The 21,986-nt window shown below is 61.1% G+C and carries 14 protein-coding genes; 7 read left to right on the top strand and 7 right to left on the bottom strand.

The window, feature by feature from the left end; translation table 11 throughout:
- Positions 1-202: 202 nt before the first annotated feature.
- The 3 genes from AC6BYQ_RS18315 to AC6BYQ_RS18305 form a co-directional block, all read right to left on the bottom strand.
- Positions 203-3,229, bottom strand: coding sequence for an autotransporter outer membrane beta-barrel domain-containing protein (locus AC6BYQ_RS18315; RefSeq protein WP_498057365.1), 3,027 nt, complete (start codon positions 3,227-3,229; stop codon positions 203-205).
- 196 nt (positions 3,230-3,425) lie between these two features.
- On the bottom strand, positions 3,426-6,437 hold the full coding sequence (locus AC6BYQ_RS18310) for an autotransporter outer membrane beta-barrel domain-containing protein (RefSeq protein WP_498057364.1): 3,012 nt from the start codon (positions 6,435-6,437) through the stop codon (positions 3,426-3,428).
- 478 nt (positions 6,438-6,915) lie between these two features.
- Positions 6,916-7,467, bottom strand: a complete 552-nt coding sequence (locus AC6BYQ_RS18305) for a TetR/AcrR family transcriptional regulator (protein ID WP_019455250.1) — start codon at positions 7,465-7,467, stop codon at positions 6,916-6,918.
- Positions 7,468-7,819: 352 nt separating this feature from the next.
- Here AC6BYQ_RS18305 and AC6BYQ_RS18300 point away from each other — a divergent pair, with 352 nt between their 5' ends.
- The gene (locus AC6BYQ_RS18300) at positions 7,820-9,037 is read left to right on the top strand and encodes a Tm-1-like ATP-binding domain-containing protein (protein WP_025159880.1); all 1,218 of its coding nucleotides are present in this window, start codon (positions 7,820-7,822) and stop codon (positions 9,035-9,037) included.
- 88 nt (positions 9,038-9,125) lie between these two features.
- On the opposite strand, the gene spy is transcribed toward AC6BYQ_RS18300, so the two are convergent.
- On the bottom strand, positions 9,126-9,617 hold the full coding sequence (gene spy, locus AC6BYQ_RS18295) for an ATP-independent periplasmic protein-refolding chaperone Spy (RefSeq protein ID WP_019455252.1): 492 nt from the start codon (positions 9,615-9,617) through the stop codon (positions 9,126-9,128).
- Positions 9,618-10,160: 543 nt separating this feature from the next.
- Here spy and pdeR point away from each other — a divergent pair.
- The gene (gene pdeR / locus AC6BYQ_RS18290) at positions 10,161-12,155 is read left to right on the top strand and encodes a cyclic di-GMP phosphodiesterase (protein WP_498057315.1); all 1,995 of its coding nucleotides are present in this window, start codon (positions 10,161-10,163) and stop codon (positions 12,153-12,155) included.
- Between the two features lie 16 nt (positions 12,156-12,171).
- Here pdeR and AC6BYQ_RS18285 read toward each other — a convergent pair whose 3' ends face one another.
- Positions 12,172-13,038, bottom strand: a complete 867-nt coding sequence (locus AC6BYQ_RS18285; RefSeq protein ID WP_019455254.1) for a crotonase/enoyl-CoA hydratase family protein — start codon at positions 13,036-13,038, stop codon at positions 12,172-12,174.
- Between the two features lie 341 nt (positions 13,039-13,379).
- On the opposite strand from AC6BYQ_RS18285, the gene yhjD reads away from it, so the two are divergent.
- The 3 genes from yhjD to AC6BYQ_RS18270 all read left to right on the top strand — a co-directional run bounded on the left by yhjD (position 13,380) and on the right by AC6BYQ_RS18270 (position 16,917).
- Positions 13,380-14,399: an inner membrane protein YhjD gene (yhjD, locus tag AC6BYQ_RS18280; protein ID WP_063918344.1), complete on the top strand. Its 1,020-nt coding sequence runs from the start codon at positions 13,380-13,382 to the stop codon at positions 14,397-14,399.
- Between the two features lie 328 nt (positions 14,400-14,727).
- Positions 14,728-16,050: an MFS transporter gene (locus AC6BYQ_RS18275; RefSeq protein WP_019455256.1), complete on the top strand. Its 1,323-nt coding sequence runs from the start codon at positions 14,728-14,730 to the stop codon at positions 16,048-16,050.
- A 99-nt stretch (positions 16,051-16,149) separates the two neighbouring features.
- Positions 16,150-16,917 carry a CDP-diacylglycerol diphosphatase gene (locus tag AC6BYQ_RS18270; protein WP_498057314.1) on the top strand — a complete coding sequence of 256 codons (768 nt, stop codon included), beginning with the start codon at positions 16,150-16,152 and terminating at the stop codon, positions 16,915-16,917.
- On the opposite strand, the gene AC6BYQ_RS18265 is transcribed toward AC6BYQ_RS18270, so the two are convergent.
- Both AC6BYQ_RS18265 and pdeH read right to left on the bottom strand, forming a co-directional pair.
- Positions 16,918-18,957 carry an AsmA family protein gene (locus tag AC6BYQ_RS18265; protein WP_498057313.1) on the bottom strand — a complete coding sequence of 680 codons (2,040 nt, stop codon included), beginning with the start codon at positions 18,955-18,957 and terminating at the stop codon, positions 16,918-16,920.
- A gap of 91 nt (positions 18,958-19,048) precedes the next feature.
- Positions 19,049-19,840, bottom strand: a complete 792-nt coding sequence (pdeH, locus tag AC6BYQ_RS18260; RefSeq protein WP_019455259.1) for a cyclic-guanylate-specific phosphodiesterase — start codon at positions 19,838-19,840, stop codon at positions 19,049-19,051.
- 237 nt (positions 19,841-20,077) lie between these two features.
- Between pdeH and kdgK the strand changes: the two genes are divergently transcribed.
- The gene (gene kdgK / locus AC6BYQ_RS18255; protein ID WP_498057312.1) at positions 20,078-21,010 is read left to right on the top strand and encodes a 2-dehydro-3-deoxygluconokinase; all 933 of its coding nucleotides are present in this window, start codon (positions 20,078-20,080) and stop codon (positions 21,008-21,010) included.
- Between the two features lie 243 nt (positions 21,011-21,253).
- Complete coding sequence (locus AC6BYQ_RS18250; RefSeq protein ID WP_063918339.1) at positions 21,254-21,955, top strand: LuxR family transcriptional regulator; 702 nt, start codon at positions 21,254-21,256, stop codon at positions 21,953-21,955.
- Positions 21,956-21,986 lie beyond the last annotated feature (31 nt).

Below are 21,986 nucleotides of genomic sequence, written 5' to 3'. Positions count from 1 at the left end.
TCACATCGCTCGGACTGCACAAGCAAAACGGGGCTTGAGCCTTTAGCGCTAATCTGTTTTACCCACTTTTAAGCCGGGATCCGCAAGGGTCCCGGTTTTTTATTGCCCTGGCGCCGCGCCATCATACGGACTCCCCCCACCGCCGCAAATAAAAACGGAGCCGGCATGCCGGCTCCGTTGCTCTTTTGATCCCCGCAGAACGTCAGAAGCGCCAGGTGAAGCCGGCGTTGACGCTGTTGTCCTGATGGTGCTGCGACAGCAGCCCGCCGTAGCCCAGCGACAGCGTGGCGTTCTCGTTCACCGCCACTTCCGCCCCCGCCTTCAGCACCATCCCGTCACGCGAGACCGGCACGCTGTCCACCACGAACGGCGCGTTGCCGCCGTTGAACCGCAGACCCGTGCCACGCTCCACTCCGCCGTACTGGTGTTGCCACCCCAGCTCGCTGCGCAGCGCCACCGTCGTGCCCGGGTTCACCTGCCATGCGGTGTCCGCGCGCAGGCCCAGCGTCGACACCGTCGCATCGGTATGCTGCTTGTCGCCGCGCAGCGCCGCCGCACCGCCGCTCTCCCCGATGCCGTTGTTCTCGAAGTTCACGTACGCCAGGTTCACGAACGGCTCCAGGTTCAGCCACTCCCCTTTCACGCTGTAGCCCGCTTCCGCGAACAGCTGCTCGGTGCGCGCGCTGTACTTCGCCGTGTCACGGTCCGACTGCATTCCGTAGTTCACCGACCGTTTGGTGTCGATGCGGTGCCAGGTGTAGCCCGCACCGCCGCGCAGCGCCAGCGCACCGAACTGCTTGTCGCCGTACGCCGCCAGGTGGTAGTTGTCGCTGTCCGCCTTCGACCCGTACCCGCCGTGCAGCGAGGTGCGGGTGTAGCCGGTCGCTACCCCCAGCCGCCCGTCGTCCACAACCGCCGAGTCCAGCCCGACCAGCACCCCGTAGGTCGAGGCCTGGTAACCCGTGGCGTTGGCGTCGCCCGACGCGTGGTCCCACGCCCCCAGCAGCTGCGCCCAGGCTCCGCCCTCGTCCGCCTTGATGGCCGACGAACTCGCCAGCCCTTCCGCCTGACGCAGACGCCCGTTCAGCGCCTCACGCAGGTAGCGGCTGTCGTTCACCAGCGCCGACGCGATGTCCGCATGGATTTGCCCCGACAGCTGGCGGAACGCCTGCCGTGCCTCGCCCGCCGTGCCGCTGTTGAGAATGCTCTCGTAGACCGGGTTGCCCGCCGCCAGCGCATCCGCCGCCGCCGCGACCGCCCGCTCGTTCGACGTCTGCGCCACGCTGGCGAAGCTCGTGCCGTTGCGCCCGACGCTCAGCGTCACTCCGGTCGGCTGGTAGCTCAGCCCGGTGCCGAGGAACAGGTAGTTCGGTGCCACCGCATCAAACTGCCCGCTCACCCCCTGCTGCGCCGTCAGGATGTTGTACTGCTGGCCCAGCAGGCTGCGCACCTCGCTCTCCGTCAGCAGATTGGAACTGTTCTCCAGCGTCACTGCCACCTCGCCGCCGCCGATCGTCGCCGAGCCGCTGCTCTGGATCCGATCGCTCTGGCCGTTCGGGCCCACTTCCACCGCGTAGCGCGACCCCGGCTCGAAGCTGACGTTGCCGGCCACGTTCAGGGTGCCAATCGAGTTGCCCGGCGCCACGGTGCCGCCACGGCGGGCGGTCAGTGAACCGACCGTGCCGCTGCCGCCGACGATACCGCCGTTCTGCACGCTGACATCCGAGGTGACCGAGCCGTTGATCGCCAGCCGCCCCTGATTGACCAGCGTCGGGCCGGCATAGGTGTTGGTGCCGGTCAGCACCAGGGTGCCCACGCCCTCTTTGGTCAGGCCGCCGTGGCCGGAGATGTCGTTGGAGTAGGTTTCCCATCCACAGTGGAAGTCATCACATTTCCTGGCGTGCAGCGTACCGGCATCCACCTCGGCGCCGATCCCCGGAATATTGGCGACAAACTGGGTCGAGCCATAGGCCACGCCCGTCGGATCCGGGATGCGGAATTCTGCGGGAATATCCTCAACGGTATAGAACATGCCCGGGCCTTTGATGGCCTTGCCCAGGTTGATCATCCCCCAGCCGTAGAGCGCGTCGATGCCCGGCGCCCCCATATCGGTGGCGGTGGTTTTCAGCACGTCGGCAATCTGCGCCGAGGTCATGTACGGGAAGCGCTGCAGCAACACCGCCACCGCACCGGTCACGTGCGGCGTCGCCATCGAGGTACCGTTTTTATTGCCGTAGTCCGAAACCAGATGGGCCGGATCGGAGCCGTTGGCCACGGTGCTGTAGATTTTGCTGCCCGGTGACGACACGCAGAAGCTGGCGGTATAGCCGCAGCGGGAAGAGAAGCTGCTGATGGTGTAAGGCACGCTGTTGCTCGATGCCGCATCCTGCGCCACGCTGGCAACCGACAGCCAGTTCGGCGCGATATCCGGCACAAAGTAGGCCAAGCCGCTGATCACATCCGGTTGGTTGTAATTGCCGTCGTTACCGGCGGCGAACAGCACCAGAATATTTTTGCGCGCCGCGTCGATGGCGCCCTGATAGCCTGCGCCGGCCAGGCTACCGAGCAGCGGCTTGACCTGATCGAATTGCTCCTGCGCATCCTTCAGCTCGAAGTGCAGCGCGTTAGGATCGCGGCCGCCGTCGGACAGGAAATCGGGAATGCTGACGCCCCAGCTGTTGTTGATCACCCGCGCGCCGCTCTTGATCATCGCCTGCCAGCCGGCATTGGTGACGGCGCCGTCCAGGCCGAGGAATTCGCCGTACGCCGGGCCATCGTTGTCGTTATCGACGCTGATCACCTGCGAATCGAAGGCCACGCCGTGCATGCCGACGCCGTCGCGGTTGGCCGCGCTGATCCCCGCGACGTGCACCCCGTGATTGCTCAGCGTGCCCTGCGAACCGCTGTAGAAATGGAAGGTGCCGTCGAAGTAAAAGCGATCGCCGGCGTTGATCCCCGGCCGGTGCGGGTCGGTATAGGCGCGGTAGCCTTCGGTGACGACGTTGATCAGTTTGCCGTCGCCAGCGAACTCGGGATGGTGGTTAACCGGGGTGTCGAAAATGCCCACCTTCTGCCCTTTGCCGGTATAGCCGGCGGCGTAGGCCTCATCGGCATGGATCGCCCCCAGCCCCCAGTTGGCATTGAACTCGGCGCTGCGCCAGCTGGCCGGATCGCCCGCCTGGCCGTTCTCTATATAGGTTGCGGCCTGCGCATACCCCGCCAGCGCCATGCAGCAGACCAGCGCGTTCAGCCGCCACGGTGAGCGACGAGCCTTTCCTTTGCTATCAAAACCCATTGTTGTTGTCATTTCCTTACCTTTTGCTTGTTATTGGCCGACGCCCCAGGTGCGTCGGGTTCTCATTAGCAGGATGTGAAAAAGGAACCGCCCGCAGACGGTTCCCGTACAAGGATTGAGAAGAAGCGTCTTAGAAGCGCCAGGTGAAGCCGGCGTTGACGCTGTTGTCCTGATGATGCTGCGACAGCAGCCCGCCGTAGCCCAGCGACAGCGTGGCGTTCTCGTTCACCGCCACTTCCGCCCCCGCCTTCAGCACCATCCCGTCACGCGAGACCGGCACGCTGTCCACCACGAACGGCGCGTTGCCGCCGTTGAACCGCAGACCCGTGCCACGCTCCACTCCGCCGTACTGGTGTTGCCACCCCAGCTCGCTGCGCAGCGCCACCGTCGTGCCCGGGTTCACCTGCCATGCGGTGTCCGCGCGCAGGCCCAGCGTCGACACCGTCGCATCGGTATGCTGCTTGTCGCCGCGCAGCGCCGCCGCACCGCCGCTCTCCCCGATGCCGTTGTTCTCGAAGTTCACGTACGCCAGGTTCACGAACGGCTCCAGGTTCAGCCACTCCCCTTTCACGCTGTAGCCCGCTTCCGCGAACAGCTGCTCGGTGCGCGCGCTGTACTTCGCCGTGTCACGGTCCGACTGCATTCCGTAGTTCACCGACCGTTTGGTGTCGATGCGGTGCCAGGTGTAGCCCGCACCGCCGCGCAGCGCCAGCGCACCGAACTGCTTGTCGCCGTACGCCGCCAGGTGGTAGTTGTCGCTGTCCGCCTTCGACCCGTACCCGCCGTGCAGCGAGGTGCGGGTGTAGCCGGTCGCTACCCCCAGCCGCCCGTCGTCCACAACCGCCGAGTCCAGCCCGACCAGCACCCCGTAGGTCGAGGCCTGGTAACCCGTGGCGTTGGCGTCGCCCGACGCGTGGTCCCACGCCCCCAGCAGCTGCGCCCAGGCTCCGCCCTCGTCCGCCTTGATGGCCGACGAACTCGCCAGCCCTTCCGCCTGACGCAGACGCCCGTTCAGCGCCTCACGCAGGTAGCGGCTGTCGTTCACCAGCGCCGACGCGATGTCCGCATGGATTTGCCCCGACAGCTGGCGGAACGCCTGCCGTGCCTCGCCCGCCGTGCCGCTGTTGAGAATGCTCTCGTAGACCGGGTTGCCCGCCGCCAGCGCATCCGCCGCCGCCGCGACCGCCCGCTCGTTCGACGTCTGCGCCACGCTGGCGAAGCTCGTGCCGTTGCGCCCGACGCTCAGCGTCACTCCGGTCGGCTGGTAGCTCAGCCCGGTGCCGAGGAACAGGTAGTTCGGTGCCACCGCATCAAACTGCCCGCTCACCCCCTGCTGCGCCGTCAGGATGTTGTACTGCTGGCCCAGCAGGCTGCGCACCTCGCTCTCCGTCAGCAGATTGGAACTGTTCTCCAGCGTCACTGCCACCTCGCCGCCGCCGATCGTCGCCGAGCCGCTGCTCTGGATCCGATCGCTCTGGCCGTTCGGGCCCACTTCCACCGCGTAGCGCGACCCCGGCTCGAAGCTGACGTTGCCGGCCACGTTCAGGGTGCCAATCGAGTTGCCCGGCGCCACGGTGCCGCCACGGCGGGCGGTCAGTGAACCGACCGTGCCGCTGCCGCCGACGATACCGCCGTTCTGCACGCTGACATCCGAGGTGACCGAGCCGTTGATCGCCAGCCGCCCCTGATTGACCAGCGTCGGGCCGGCATAGGTGTTGGTGCCGGTCAGCACCAGGGTGCCCACGCCCTCTTTGGTCAGGCCGCCGTGGCCGGAGATGTCGTTAGTCCAGAAATCCAGGCCACAAAGCGTATCGCTGCAGACGCGCTCGGTCGGCTTGCCTTTGTCCAGCACCGCGCCGACGCCCGGCAAATCCACCACGAACTGGGTCGGGCCGTAAGCACCGTTAACCAGAAATTCCTCAGGGATATCCTGCTCGGTAACCAACATGCCCGGACCGTTGATGGCCTTACCCAGGTTGATCATCCCCCAGCCGTAGAGCGCGTCGATACCCGGTGCCCCCATATCAGTGGCGGTGGTTTTCAGTACGTCGGCAATCTGCGCCGAGGTCATGTACGGGAAACGTTCCATCAGCACCGCGACGCTGCCGGCCACGTGCGGTGCCGCCATCGAGGTACCGCTTTTATTGGCATAGCCGGTAGTCAGATTGTCCACACTGGTGCCTGCGATCACCGAGCTGTACACCCGGGTACCTGGCGCCGAGACACAGAAGCTGGCGGTGTAACCGCAGCGAGAAGAGAAGGTGCTGATGCTGTAGTCGCCGGTATTGGTCGGATCCTGCAGGCTGGCGACCGACAGCCAGTTCGGTGCAATCTCAGGCACAAAATAGGCCAGGCCGGCCATAGCATCGGGGTTATTCAGATTGCCGTCGTTACCGGCAGCAAAGATGGTGACCACGCCGCTGCGCGCCGCATCGATCGCGCCCTGATAGGCGCCACCGGGCTTGGTGCCGAGGATCTGTTTGATCTGATCGAACTGCTTTTGCGCATCGTCAACGGTGAAATGCGGATAAGCCGGGTCATAACCACCCTTATCAAACTTCTCGGTAATGCCGATGCCCCAGCTGTTGTTGATAATGCGCGCGCCGCTGGCCACCAGCGCATCCCAGCCGGCCTGATACACCGCGCCGTCGTTGCCGAGCACAATGCCGTCTTCCGGGCCGGGGTCGCCGTTTTCCGCGCTGATGATCTGCGCGTTGAACGCCACGCCGTGCATGGCGCCGCCGTCGCGGCTGCCGGCGGCGATGCCGCCCACGTGGGTGCCGTGCGAACCTAATTTGCCGCTGGAGTCAGTGCTCGGCGTACCGTCATAGCGGAAGTCATCGCCTTTTTTCACCGGAATATAGGGATCGGTGTATTCGCGAGTGCCATGCGTAACCAGATTGATCACCTTATCGGGGCCGACGAACTCGGGGTGTTTGGCGTAGACCGGCTGATCGAAAATGCCGAGTTTGATGCCTTTTCCGGTATAACCGGCGGCGTAGGCCTGGTCGGCGTGGATCGCCCCCAGCCCCCATTCTGCATTGAACTCGCTGCTGCGCCAGCTGGCCGGATCGCCTGCCTTGCCGTTCTCTATATAGGTTGCGGCCTGCGCCCCGCCAATCGCCGTCAGGCAGATCAACATTGCGCTCCACTGCGCGCGATGAACCCCGATCTCAGGCCAGCCGAAGGCCGCCCGAGCGGATTTGACTCCTCTAAGTTTCTTCTCCATCCCAGATACCGTCCGTTGTTGTTTGCAAATGTTTTATAAGATTTTTTGTGTAACAGTTTGGTAACACCAAATAAATAAAGCACAACAATCTCAAGTGCGCTTAATGTGTCATTCGGTAGTCCAGGGGAAGGAGAGAACGTTTCAAGGGTGAATCAGGTGAACAGCGATAAGAAAGGACAATGATATTGCACGGTGTCTAAGTGGCGTTAGAAAGCGAGAGAATTAAACTTAACAAATTGATAGATAAAGATATAAATCAGATTGAATCGAAGGGGGAGATCGCCTGAAAAGTGCTTAACAGGCGTCTTTTATCACTTTTAATTATAAATTTTGCCAATATTCACTCAGTGAATTATGCTGGTTTATCACTCGGCCATCGGCAAAAATTGGATTATCCTGCTGATGTTTTTTTGCTGTTCATCGCATCCTCTTCCGCCTGACGGAGGATAGCTTTAGCCATCCACTGCGTGACGTCCTGAATACCCTCCAGCTCCAGCCCCCAGATATCTTTCAGCACCAGGAACACCTCCGAACCGTAAATCAGCGAGAAAGCATAAATCACTCTCTGTAGAGAATCCGGCGGCAGTTTGCCCTGCAACGGTTCTACCGCCAGCTGCAGCAGCCGCTTACGGTTACCACGCACGAATTTTTCGCCCGGCGTCGCGTTCGCCCACTGCTGTAGAGAGAGCTGCAGCGCTGCGCGTAATGCGCCCTCATGTCGCTCCATCTGGGGATAGGCGAAGGCCAGCAACTGCTGAATGCGTTTCAGCGCATCGTTATCTTGCGGGCGCCAGGCCAGGATCGGCCCCAGGCTTTCCGTCACCACGGCGGTAATCAGCGCACTTTGAGTGGGGAAATAGCGGTAGGCAGTTGCACGTGAAACCTGCGCGTGCGCCGCCAGTTCGGTGATCGAAGGGAACGCCCCTTCGTCATACAGCGCCATCGCGCTCCCCAGCAGCAAACGATAGGTTTTAGCCCGGGCGGAAGTCAGTGAAAGATCGGACGGGGCGGGAAAAGCATTTATCGGCACTTAAACCTCATACATCTGAACATGCTCGCGCGACCGGAGATACGCCACGGCCGACCGGTTGGCGGTGAAACCTCGGCCGCGCTAAAAAGCTCAAAAATGAGACAGGAGTCCCATTTTTCATTGAGCTGCCCTTGCAAAAATGATACTGCCGTCTCATTATATAAATACATTAATCATTTTAACTTAAAAGCCAACACCAGGGCACCTCAAAAAAACATAACACAATGTTTTTAATTAAAAATTAGAAATCCCTTCGGAAAAATGCATGAAAGATACTTCAAATTTTGTCTATATTGCTACCACAGCAGATACCAAAGGACAAGAGTTGGAGTATGTGCGGCGGCTGATTGCCAGCCTGGATTTGCCCACGCTAACCGTCGATCTCTCCACCCGTAGCTTGCCGTTTAACTCCCCGGCCGATATCGGCCCAGAAGAGGTTGCCCGCCACCATCCGGCGGGCGCAGGCGCGGTCTTTTGCGCCAACCGCGGCCAAGCGATCGCCGCCATGGCGATCGCTTTTGAACGCTTTATCCTGACACGGCGCGATATCGCCGCCCTGCTTGGCCTGGGCGGTTCCGGCGGCACCGCCATCATTACGCCAGCCATGCAGCAGCTGCCGATTGGCATGCCGAAATTGATGGTCTCGAGCATGGCGGCGGGCGACGTTTCCGCCTATGTTGGCGCCAGCGACATCAACATGATGTATTCGGTCACCGATCTCGCCGGCCTCAACCGCATCTCACGGCGGGTACTGGGCAACGCGGCGCGTCAGATAGCCGGGGCGGTACGCTTCGCTGCCGCCGATCATCTCGAAGACAAACCCGCGATCGGCCTGACGATGTTTGGCGTTACCACTCCCTGCGTTCAGGCGCTGGTCGCCAACCTTGCACCGCAATGGGATTGCCTGACGTTTCACGCGACCGGCAGCGGCGGTAGAGCGCTGGAAAAACTGATCGATAGCCGCCAACTGCACGGCGCCATCGATTTAACCACCACCGAAGTGACCGACTACCTGTTTGGCGGTGTGCTGCCCTGTAATGCCGATCGTTTCGGCGCCATCGCGCGTACCGGCCTCCCGTGCGTGATCTCCTGCGGCGCTATCGACATGATCAACTTCGGCGCGCCGAATACGGTACCGGCTCACTACGCCAACCGTCTGCACCACCATCACAACCCGCAAGTCACGCTGGTGCGCACCAGCGTGCAGGAAAACGCGCTAACCGGGCGTTGGATAGGCGAAAAAATCAACGCCTGCACGGGCGAAGTGCGCTTTGTGATTCCGACGGGCGGCGTGTCGGCTCTGGATGCGCCCGGCCAACCGTTCTGGGATCCGGCGGCGCTGGCCGCCTTTACGCAAACGCTGGAGGAAACGGTGCACGCCACCGACAGGCGCCGATTGATAAAAACGCCTTATCATATTAATGACCCGCGTTTTGCGCAGGCCGTTGCTGAACAGTTCCGACAAATTGGCGGCGGGAAATGACGATCGCGCAATACAACATCGACCGACAATCATGCATGAAAAAGGCCAGACATTTCGTCTGGCCCTTATTATTCACTGCGAACGCATATTACTGACCGGAGGACATCTGCTCCTTCATTTTATTCATGTGGTCCATCATTTTTTGTTCGCGTTTCTGATAATTCTCATTGTATTGTTTTTTCTGCTCAGGAGTCAGCAGGTTATACATTTTATTTTCCGCTTTGGCGCGCTCCAGCATGCGTTCGGATTGCGCTTTATTGATCGTGTCAATTTGCGCTTTCGCCTTCGCTTCATCAAAGCTGTCGGAAGCGACCAGATTATGCAGCGCCTGGCGTTCCTCTTTCATGCCCGGCCCGCGTTTTTGGTGCGAATCTTTCATGATGTCGCGCATTTGCTGGCGCTGTTGCTCGGTCAGGTTCAGCCCAGCGAACGGGCCGCCTTTGCCTTCGCCCTTGTGATGCATCATTTTCATCGGTGCCGCATCCGCCGCCGGAGCGGTTGTCGTGTCGGCGGCGAACGCCGCAGAAGCAGAACCCAGGGCCAGCGTGGAAGCAATAAATAAAGCCGTCAATTTACGCATAATCATTTCCTTAAAAATTTTTCTTCATCAGGAGCGCTGTACGTTAACAGGCTCATTCGTCGTCGGAGATAATAATAGGCTGATAAAATTCAAGTAATGCGAGGGTGTGTAAACTTTTTAAAACCCATCATGGGTTTATTCACCAATTATGAAAAAAGTATGAAGATGGCGTTTATTCGGCGGAAATTTTAATTTCCCGGCGCAAATCTCCTCGGCGGAGTTATTTTTCAGTCTCACCCTCAACGCTATAATTTACTCGCGTTCACGGCAACCTTGCATCAACCGTTTTTCGCTAGCGAGAAGAATCTGTACAAACTTCGCGCGGCCCGATGTTCTCCTCCTACACTTTAAGACAACAGGCCGTCAGGTGCCGCTTACGCCGCAAAACCAATCATTGCTTATATAATAGTTTCCATCACCCGCCCCGCCTGTGGAAACCTGTTATATGATGCACAGACGCGCACGGCGACCACTTTCGGGCCAACAGGCTGCCCGCCGGTTCTTCGTGCTGACCGGCCGCCCGTGCTCTTTTGAGGAATCATCATGTCCGCAGACCAAGGCCCTGAGCTTCTTAACGCCCACTTCGGCACCCAGAGCCCCCATTGGCGGCTGGCGTTTGACAGCAATGCTTTGGAGCTGTCCGCCGTTAAGGGCAAAGCCCACATCGCGGTGGCGCTCAGCGCGATGGAAGCGGCGAAAATTCGCCGCCTGACCGGCGTCACCGCCAGCCTTGAACTGACCATTACGCTCGCCGGTGAACCGCTGCATCTGCATCTGGTCGGGCGACGCGTCAACCATCTCGAATGGGCGGGCACCGCTTCGGCCTTCAGCGACACCCAATCCGTGGCGCGCGATCTGGTGCACGGCCTCTCCTTTGCCGAACAGGTGGTGTCCGAAGCCAACTCGGTGATCGTGATCGTCGATCAACACGGCCGTATCCAACGCTTCAACCGGCTGAGCGAGGAGTACACCGGGCTGCAAGAACACGAAGTGATCGGCAAAAACGTTTTCCAACTGTTCATGAGCCCGGAAGAAGCCGCCGCCTCAAGGCGCAACATCGCCGGCTTCTTCCGCAACGGTTCGTCGTATGAAGTTGAACGCTGGGTAAAGACGGTCAAGGGTGAACGGCTGTTCCTGTTCCGCAACAAGTTCGTGCACAGCGGCAGCGGCAAGAACGAAGTTTTTCTGATCTGCTCCGGTACCGACATTACCGAAGAACGCCGCGCGCAGGAGCGGCTGCGGGTGCTGGCCAACACCGATCTCATCACCGGCCTGCCGAACCGCAACGCCATCCAGGACAAGATCAATCATGCCATCGCCACGCGCGGCGAAGAGAGTTTCGGCCTGGTCTACCTCGATCTCGATAACTTCAAGAAGGTCAATGACGCCTACGGCCATATGTTCGGCGATCGGCTGCTGGTCGAAGTCGCGCTGGCGATCCTCGGCTGCCTCAGCCCCGATCAGGTGCTAGCCCGTCTGGGCGGTGACGAATTTCTGGTGCTGGCGCCGCATACCGACCGCGAGCGCCTGCAAACGCTGGCGCAGCGCATCATCGATCGGCTGAAAACGCCGTTCCGTATCGGTCTGATTGAAGTGTATACCGGCTGTTCGATCGGCATCGCACTGTGCCCGGAGCACGGCAACGATCTCGACAGCCTGATCCGCAGCGCCGATACCGCCATGTACGTCGCCAAGGAGCACGGCAAACGCACCTATACCGTTTTCTCGCCGGAGATGAACAAACGCGTCGCCGAATACATGTGGCTCGATACCAACCTGCGCAAAGGGCTGGAGCAAAATCAGCTGGTGCTGTACTACCAGCCTAAAATCGACGCGCGCAGCGGTGAAGTGCACAGCGTGGAAGCGCTGGTGCGCTGGGATTCTCCGGAGCGCGGCCTCATCCCGCCGCTGCAGTTCATCTCCTACGCCGAGGAGTCCGGCCTGATCGGTCCGCTGGGCCAATGGGTGCTGCAGACTGCCGCCGGCCAGGCGGCGCAGTGGCAAGAACAGGGGTTGAATCTGCGGGTGGCGGTCAATCTCTCCGCCCGGCAACTGGCCGATGACAGCATCGTCAACGACCTGCTCGGGGTGCTGCGCCATCATCGCATGGCCCCATGCCTGCTGGACTTCGAATTGACCGAGAGCAGCCTGATTGAAGACGAAAATCGCGCGCGCGTACTGATCACCCGGCTGCGCGAACTGGGTGCGCAGGTGCATCTCGACGACTTTGGTACCGGTTATTCGTCGTTAGCGCAGCTGGCGCGTATTCCGCTGGACGCCATCAAGCTGGATAAAAGCTTCGTGCGCGGGGTGAATTTCAACCCGGTTTCGCAATCGCTGGTACGCGCAATCGTTGCGGCGGCGGAGGCATTGGCCTTCAGAGTGATCGCCGAAGGCGTGGAAACCGAGAGCGAAAACCGCTTCCTCGACGAGGTCGGCGTGGACGAAAAGCAGGGCTTTCTGTTCGCGCGGCCAATGCTCCCGGAACAGCTGGAGCATTGGCTGCAGTCTTATCGCCCGCCCTCACCTTCCGCATAAGGCGGGCGCGTTAAGGTTAGCCGGCACGACGCAGGTTCAGGGTGTGGCGATCCTGCAACATCACCAGCCGCTCGATGTAGGCACGGTCCTTTTCCTCAATGGTAAAGGCCGAGTGCACCCAATCCTCGGTAATGTCCATCAGCTCGGAGCGCGTCAGCTGCAACACGCGCTGCCGCGCCCGCAACATGGCGCGCATGCCGTTGAGCTTCGGCCGAATGGTATCGATAAAGGTGCGCGTCGCCATGTAGGCGTCGCCGGGCTGGAACAGCTGATCCACCAGCCCGCGGCTTTCGAACCACTCTGCGGTGTGCGACTCGCCGCCCCAAATCAGCTCCTCGGCCAAGCGCATGCCCGCCTTGCGCGCCACCAGCGAGTAACCGCCCATGCCGGGAAACAGGTTGAACGCGATCTCCGGAAACCCCATGCGCGCATTGTTCTGCGCCAACACGAAATGGTGCGCCAGCGCCGCTTCAAACCCGCCGCCCAGCGCGCTGCCTTCGACCATGGCAATGCTGACCGCACCGGTGTCAAAACCGCGCGCCGCCGCATGCACGCAGTCAATGCAGGCGCGTGCATAGGCCATCATCGCCTCGCGTTTGCGGTTTTTGATCGCTTCGGCGAAGAATTGCAGATCGCCGCCGACGTTGAACATGTTCGGCACCAGCGAGCCGGTGACCCAGAAATCGAACCGCAGCGAAGACTCTTTTGCCGCCTGCGCCAGCGTCATGATGTCCTCGATCAGCGCCTGATTGAAACAGGGGCGCGGCGCAGCGCGCAGCAGCATCCACATGATGTGCCGCCCCTCTTCATAGTAGGCGGAAAGCTGCGTCAGGTTGCCCGCTTCGGTAAACGGACGACAGGTGGGATGATTAAGTAATTTCATAAGACCTTCCAGTTTTTCTGTTGATGACGGATGAGACCGTTTCAGCCCCTACGGCTGCAGCGGAGCGGCGGTCGGCAAAGCGCGACGCCACACCATGAGTAAACGCTTTCTCACCGACGAAACAGATAAAAATTGGAGGTAGGGAAGTGAAAAAAACCGAGGCACCACGGGGTTTTCATAGGAATTTTACCTATCGGGCTCTCCCCGGCATTTCATGCCGGGCGCTAACGCGTTAAGCTCGGAAAATGACCGTCCGCCTGCCCGGCGCGCAAACCGCCGCGGAGCTTTGGCTATAATCACTGCTGAAACATGCCATTTAACGTTAAGGAAATCGTGAAGTAATGCCTACAGGACCAGACCAGGAACACCGCCAACCCGCACAAGACACGCCGCCGAAGCCGCTTATCGCCATCAAGACCGGCCATGAGACTCTCGACCGCCGCATCGGTGGTTTTTCACGTCTGATTGAACGCATCAAAGCCTGGCCGAGCGTGGCGCACCTGCTGCGCGCCGCCGAACGCTTTAACGATCGGCTCGGCAGCCAATTCGGCGCCGCCATCACCTATTTTTCATTCCTCTCGCTGATCCCGATCCTGATGGTGTCGTTCGCCGCCGCCGGTTTCGTGCTGGCCTCCAACCCGGATCTGCTTGCCAGGCTGATCAACAGGATCGTCGGCAGCATCAGCGATCCGACGCTGGCCACCACGCTGAAGAACACCGTTAACACCGCCATTCAGCAGCGCACCACCGTGGGGTTGACCGGCCTGGCGCTGGCGCTCTATTCCGGCATCAGTTGGATGGGCAACCTGCGCGAAGCGATCCGCGCGCAGTCGCGCGACGTCTGGGAACGCAATCCGCAGGATCAGGAGAAAATCTACTTCAAATATACCCGCGACTTCATCTCGCTGACCGGCCTGGTGGTCGCGCTGATCATTACGCTGTCGTTGACCTCGGTCGCCGGATCGGCGCAGGCGGCGATCGTCAACGCGCTGGGGCTGGACGGCATCGAATGGCTGCGGCCGGCGCTGACGCTGATCGCGCTGTCGATCTCGATCTTCGCCAACTATCTGCTGTTCCTGTGGATTTTCTGGATGCTGCCGCGCCACAAACCGAAGAAAAAAGCGCTGCTGCGCGGCACCTTGCTCGCCGCCATCGGTTTTGAGGTGATCAAATTCGTGATGACGATGACGCTGCCGCAGGTGGCGAAGTCACCTTCAGGGGCGGCCTTCGGCTCGGTGATCGGGCTGATGGCGTTCTTCTACTTCTTCGCCCGCTTGACGCTGTTTTGCGCCGCCTGGATCGCCACCGCCGACTACAAAGGCGACAAAGCCTTGCCGGAACGCGAGCCTCCGGCGCGCTGAAGCCATGCTATCGTGCCGGTGTTTCCGCACGCACCGGCACTTTCCTCTGGTTATCAGGCAAAAAACCAGTCAATTTCTCTGAATCGTGCGGTACGCCATCCAGAAAACCAGCATAACAAACTACCCAATCACTTTTCTTTCCCCTTTTTGTAGCTATTCCCTCTGCGTGGAATCCATTTCTCAACGTTTAACGCTGCAGAAAAGATGATGGATAAAACATTAGTCTTTTTAACCGGTTAGTGACGGCACTGGCCAAAGTTCCGCCGTTGAAAAGGCCGAATGCTGTCACTAAGATGGATTTTTACCCCTCCTAACGATAAGAAAAATTATGCAAGCCACCATCGCACCCCCACTCGACGCCGGCGACGCACCCACACCGGTAAACTCCCGCGGAAAAGTCATCGTCGCCTCGCTGGTCGGCACCGCCATCGAGTTCTTCGATTTCTACATCTACGCCACCGCCGCGGTGATCGTGTTCCCGCATATCTTCTTCCCACAGGGCGATCCGACCACCGCGACGCTGCAGTCGCTGGCCACCTTCGCCGTCGCCTTTGTCGCGCGCCCTATCGGCTCTGCGCTGTTCGGCCACTTCGGCGATCGCGTAGGGCGCAAGGTGACGCTGGTCGCCTCGCTGCTGACCATGGGGATTTCCACCGTGCTGATCGGCCTGCTGCCGAGCTATGAAACCATCGGCATCTTCGCCCCTATCCTGCTGGCGCTGGCGCGCTTTGGCCAGGGCCTGGGGCTGGGCGGCGAATGGGGCGGCGCCGCCTTGCTGGCGACGGAAAATGCGCCGGCCAAAAAACGCGCGCTGTACGGTTCCTTCCCCCAACTGGGGGCGCCGATCGGCTTCTTCTTCGCCAACGGCACCTTCCTGTTGCTCTCCTGGTTGCTGAGCGACCAGCAGTTTATGGAATGGGGCTGGCGCGTGCCGTTTATCCTTTCCGCCGCGCTGGTGCTGATCGGCCTGTACGTTCGGGTGTCGCTGCATGAGACGCCGGTATTCGCCAAAGCGGCCAAGGCCGGCAAACAGGTGAAAGTGCCGCTCGGCACGCTGCTGAGCAAGCATCTGAAAGCCACCATCCTCGGCACCTTCATCATGCTGGCGACCTACACGCTGTTTTATCTGATGACGGTATATTCGATGACCTACGGCACCGCGCCGCAGCCGCTGGGCCTCGGCTACTCCCGCAACAGCTTCCTGTGGATGCTGATGGTGGCGGTGATCGGTTTCGGCGTGATGGTGCCGATCGCCGGCCTGCTGGCGGACGCGTTCGGCCGCCGCAAGACCATGATCGCCATTACCCTGTTGATGATCGGCTTCGCGTTCCTGTTCCCGAGCCTGCTGGGCTCCGGCAACCAGGCGCTGGTGATGGGCTTCCTGCTGTGCGGCCTGAGCATCATGGGGCTGACTTTTGGCCCGATGGGCGCGCTGCTGCCGGAGCTGTTCCCGACCGAAGTGCGCTATACCGGCGCCTCGTTCTCCTACAACGTCGCGTCGATCCTCGGGGCGTCCGTGGCGCCGTATATCGCCACCTGGCTGGCGGCCCACTACGGGCTGTTCTACGTCGGCATGTACCTGGCGGCGATGGCCGGGCTGACGCTGCTGGCCCTGCTGCTGATGAAAGAAACCCGCCACCAGTCGCTGTGATCCCCTGCGGCCCCTCACTGCGGGGGCCGCACGCGTTGTGCGTTTCCTGTCATAAAATCGGGCTATGCTGGTCGTTTCTCTCGGTAACAGGATCGGCCGATGTCTCTGCGTCGTGGGGTATTTGTCTGCGTTGCGCTGCTGGCGGCGCTCGCCATCGCACTCTATTACGGGTTGAAACCCGACCATCCCGATGCGCTGTGGCGCATCGTCAGCCAGCAATGCCTGCCCAATCAGCAGGCGCATGACAACCCGGCGCCCTGCGCGCAGGTGGATGCGCAGGCCGGTTTCGTGGTGTTTAAAGACCGCAACGGGCCGCTGCAATATCTGCTGATGCCCAGCGCCAAAATCACCGGTATCGAAAGCCCGGCGGTGCTGGACGCCGCCACGCCGAATTTCTTCGCCCAGGCCTGGCGCGCACGCCACGTGATGGCGGAACGTTATGGCAAGCCGATCGACGACGGCGATATTTCGCTGGCGATTAACTCGGAATATGGCCGCACGCAAAACCAGCTGCACATTCATATCTCCTGCCTGCTGCCGGCGGTAAAACAGCGGCTGACGCAGATCGGCCCCGATTTCATCAATCAGTGGCAACCGCTGCCCGGCGGTCTGTTGGGGCATGACTATCTGGGGCGGCGGGTGACCCCTGCCGAACTGGAACAACAGGGCGCCTTCCGTCTGTTGGCTGCCGGCCTGCCGCGCGCCGACGGGCGCATGGGCAGCTTCGGCCTGGCGATGGCCGCGCTGCCGGACGGCGATTTCCTGCTGCTGGCGACCGAGCGCAGCCTGCTGCCGTTCACTCTGGCCTCGGCGGAAGAGCTCCAGGATCACGACTGCCGGCTGCTTACGCCGCCGCCGCGCGCCTGACTATTTTTTGCCTTTCATCTCCCGCAGGATCTGCCCGCACTGGTTCTCCTCGCCGCCTTCACTGGGCGAGACCAGCGCCAGCAGCGCTGCCGCCGGCGTCAGCACCGCCCCCAAGGCCACCGCCGCCGCACCGCGAGCAATCAGCGGCCCGGCTTTGACCCCGGCGTCCGGGTGCTTGAAGGTGCCTTTCACGTAAAGCGGCGAGCGCAGGGTCAGCACGCGCATGCCCTTGCTTTCCGGATCGATGGACAAATCCAGCCGTTCGGTGGCGAAATTGGTGTTGCCGGTGATGTTGATCACCGCATTCTCGGTGTCGAACACGAACAGACGCGGCGCGGCGACGCCGCTGCGGATGCCGACGTCCGCCGCCGCGCAGTTGATGCCCACCACGTCGTCACCGAACAGCTGAGCCACCAGATAGTTGCCGACGTTCAGGCCGAGGATCTCCATCAGGCTGCGGCTGATCACCCCGTTATTGATCAACAGGCGCAGATCGCCGTTGCTGGTCGCCAGCAGTTCAGCCACCGAATTGCCGCTGCCCGCCAGCCTGGCGTCGCCGTTCATCTGCCCGAGGCTGCGCTTCATCGCTTCCACGTTCGGCAACAGCTGTTTGAGCTGAAGTTTGCGCGCATGCATATCTACCTGGCCGCGCATCGGCTTTTTACTGCCGTCGAGGCGCACGACGGCGTTCATACTGCCGCCCGCCATGCCGAAGCGCAGCGGATCCAGACGCAGTTCGCCGTTGTTCAACTTCAGATGCGTAGCCAGATCGCTCAGCGGCAAATCGCTGCCGCGCTCGATGCGCGCGGCGGCGAATTTCACGTCCGCATCCATCTTGCGCCAGCTTTGCGTATCGAACTGTTCAACCGGCAGCACCTTGTCCGCCGGCTGGCGGCTCTTCTCGCCGCGCCCAGCTTTGGCGGCGTTGGAGTCCGCGCCGATCAGCGGCGCCAAATCCGCCAATCTCAGCTGCCGGGAGTTCACCGCCCCGCTCAGCGTCGGCCGCGGTTTGCCGGCAACGTATTTCAAATCGCCATGAATGTCGCTGTCGCCGATTTTGCCATCGAATTTCTGATACTCAAACACGGCGCCGCCCGGCTGATGCAGACGGGCGCTCAGATGGCCATCGGTCGCATACGGCGGCGTATTCGGCAGCAACACGCCGGTCAGGCCATACAGGTTGCCCAGGCTTTCGCCGGAAAATTTCAGCTGCACGTCCAGGCCGCCGAGGTTCAGCGGATCGGACAAGGTGCCCGCCACCACCACCCGGGTGCTGCCGGAGCGCACATCGGCCTGCAGCGGGAACGGCAAGTTGGCGCTCTGCAACGACAGCATGCCGCCTATCTTGCCGCTGCCGCTCAACGGCTCGCCGTTATATTTGCCTTTCACCTGCCAGCCGAAAACGTAATCCGGTGTCACGGCCTTGCCGCCGTCCTGTTTGCCGGTCACTTCACTGAACGGCAGCGGTTTGCCGAGCGGATCGATAACGGCGCGGAAATCCGCCTTCAGGATGGCGTCTTTAAAGGCGATCTGCCCCTTGTCGAATACGATGTCGTGAACGGTGAATGACCAGTCGGAAGGCGGCTGCTGCGGATCCTGACCGGCGGCCAGGTCAAACGTCCAGTTATTGTCGCCGTTGGCCAGGCGTTGCAACGAGGCATTCGGCTGCTTGAGCCAGATGCGCGGGATCAGCAGTTCTTTCCCCAGCAACGCCAGCGGTGCAATGCTGGCGTCGACGCGCTGCAGCGTCACCATGCTGTCGCCGGGCATGTTTTTCGGATTACCCAGCCACACATCTTCGGCATGGATATGCGGCCAGGGCACCCAGGCGCGCCAGCCGCCCTCATCCGGATTGCGCGACCAGTCGACGCCCAGATCGCCCCGGATGGCGAATGGCCGCCGCAGTTCGGCCGACACTTTGTTGTTGATGGTGGGCTTGAGTCGATTCCAGTCGAAGGTGGCGATGAAGATCGCCAGTGCGGCGATCGCCAGCAGCACAATGCCGCCCAGCCAGCTGAAAACCTTTCCTGTTCTTGTCATAGCGGCTCCCTCAGCGCATAAAACGGGCTGCCGAATGAAAGGAAAAGGTATTAGCAGCCCCGTTTAAGCCTAGCTGAGGATAGGCCGGAGTTCACGCCGATGCGCCGGGCGCGGCGAACAGCGTCGGTACGCTGTGCAGGGTTTCAAAGCACGCCGGGCGAGAGAGGTAGTAGCCCTGCGCGGCCAACGCGCCGGAACGCTGCACCAGCCGCCACTCCTGTTCGGTCTCCACGCCTTCGACGATCACCCCATCGCTGTGCTGGTTCATCATCTTGATCAGGGTGCCAAGCAGTTGCACGCCCTCTTCCGACTGCTTGAGCAAGGTGAACAGCTCGCGCGCCACCTTGATGTATTGATAACGCCAGGCGCCAACGGCGGAGAAGTTGGCCAGCCCGCTGCCGAAATCGTCCAACCACAGCCGTTCACCGCCGACGATCTGCTGCAGCGGGCGGTTTGATGCCGTTTCGGCGTGCTCCACCAACTCGAAACGCAGATAGGGCATCTCGGCGATCTGCCGTTGCAACGCGCTATGCCGCTGCAACGCTTGCAGCGCGATGCCGTCGATATTGACCGACACCATCACCGCGTGGCGAATGAACAACGCCTGCCAGCGCTGCAGCAACGCCAACTGTTCCTGGATTACCCGCAAACGCTGAGCGACGTCGAGCGAGGCAAAATAGTGCTCCGGGGATTGCCGTTTGTCCGGCTCATTCGGGTGATACACCGCCGTCAGCAGTTCCACCGCCAGCAGCGCGCCGCTGGTGCGATAAATCGGCTGGAAGGTATACAAGCGCCGGCATTGCCGCCAGTAGCGCCGCGATTTAGCGCAGGCATAGAGGGCAAAACAGGGCGCCAGCAGACCAGAGATCAGGTTGGTTATCATCGGTACTATCGCCGTGGCGGGGAAATGAGAGCGCTGCCGCTGTTTCTTTACCCAGCTTATCGGCAGCGCGGCGTAAAACTTTAAGCACGAATTGCCGTGCGCTTCTCCCTCGCCCTGCCGACGCTAGCCGATCGCGATCATAAAAAATTAAAACACCGTTTTAATTTATTGACTCCCTCACTGCCTTACGTGGAGACTGACGGCTGTTGCTTCTTGTTTAGCCAGGGCTTATTGACGATGACTATCCGAAATCTCGCCGTGATCGGTGAATGCATGATCGAGCTGTCGCAACAGGGCGCGCAGCTGACGCGCGGCTTTGGCGGCGATACCCTCAACACCGCCGTCTACCTCGCCCGCCAAATGCCGGAACAGGCGTGGCGGGTGCATTACGTCACCGCACTCGGCACCGACAGTTTCAGCCGCGAGATGCTGCAGGCCTGGCGGCAAGAGAAGGTCGAGACCGGGCTGGTTCAGCAGTTGGAAAACAAACTGCCGGGCCTGTATATGATCGAAACCGACGCCGCCGGCGAACGCACCTTTTACTACTGGCGCAACGACGCCGCCGCCCGGTATTGGCTTGCGGGACCGCAGGCCGACGAGCTGTGCGCCCGGCTGGCGCAGTTCGATTACCTGTACCTCAGCGGCATTAGCCTGGCGATCCTCGCTCCCGCCGATCGTACCAAGCTGCTGGCGCTGCTGCGCCGCTGCCGCGCCAACGGCGGCAAGGTTATCTTTGACAACAACTACCGTCCGCGCCTGTGGCCAAGCCGTGAGGAAACGCAGCAGGCCTATCGCGAGGTGCTGGCCTGTACCGACATCGCTTTTCTGACGCTGGATGATGAAGAGTTGCTGTGGGGTGGGCAGCCTATCGAACGGGTGGTCACACGTACGCAGGCGCTCGGCGTCGGCGAGATCGTGATCAAACGCGGTGCAGACGCGTGCCTGGTGTTCAGTGCAGAGGGGGAGCGGCTTGAGGTGCCGGCGATCGCGCTGCCGCCGGAGCGCGTAGTGGATACCACTGCGGCGGGCGACTCTTTCAGCGCCGGTTACCTGGCGCTACGCCTGAACGGCGGCAGCGCCCAACAGGCGGCGCAGCGCGGCCATCTGCTCGCCGCTGCGGTGATCCAACACCGTGGCGCCATCATTCCCGCAGCGGCCATGCCGGCATGACCAATAAGGCGGCGGCGAGATTATCTCGCCGCCCTCGCACGGGATCCCAGAAGCATTGATAAGAGAATGAGTGAAAGAATTTCCCTGGCGTTGGCTTATTTTCGCCCATAGCTGTTAAGCTCGGGTCTTGGCATTGCCGCCTTTTTGAATTTATTAGCCGAGTATAAATTTCAATCCGCCGCACTGACTAGCTGGACTTTAGTGCAGGTCGGGCTGAACCGCCGAACGACAGGGAGGTTACCGATGGCCGTCGCATTCGCCAACGCCGTCGCCGCAAGACTGCATCTTGACGGCCAACTGCACGCCTTCAGCAGATTCAAATACGCTTATTTGACCTTCAACAAACACCATCCCGATCGCCATCTGCTGGTTTCGAGCTACCCGCAAGAATGGCTGAATATCTACAGCGCCAATCGCTATCAGCACATCGATCCCGTCGTCCGCGCCGCCCATGGCCGCTGCGCGCCCTTCATGTGGCATGACACCCCTCTCACCACCGAGGATCGGCATTACCGGAAGATCTTCAATCAGGCGCGGGAATACGACATCGTGCACGGTTGCAGCTTTGTTTTGCACGATCACGACAACAATCTGGCGATCTTGTCGATCAGCGCGACGGCGGCCGATGACGCCGAACTGCGACAGTTGATGGCAGACGAGCGGGCCAACCTGCAGATGGTCTTGGTCGATACCCACCAGCATGCGCTGGCGTTGGCCAGTGCCGAAACAAGCCGGACGGATCGGCTCTCGCCGCGCGAAGGAGAAATTCTCTATTGGGCCAGCCAGGGCAAAACCTACCATGAGATCGCGTTGATCCTGGGGATCAAAACCGGCACGGTGAAATTTCACATCGGCAATGTGGTGCGTAAGCTGGGGGTGACGAACGCCAAACACGCGATCCGGCGCGGTCTCGAGCAGCAGCTGATCGCGCCGCCGGAGGCATAAAAAAAGCCGGCATCTCAGCCGGCTTTTTGTG

This window comes from Serratia sp. LTN-2 (assembly GCF_059740205.1).
Note: the sequence above shows the minus strand (reverse complement) of the source record. Positions and strands in the feature narration are given on the sequence as shown.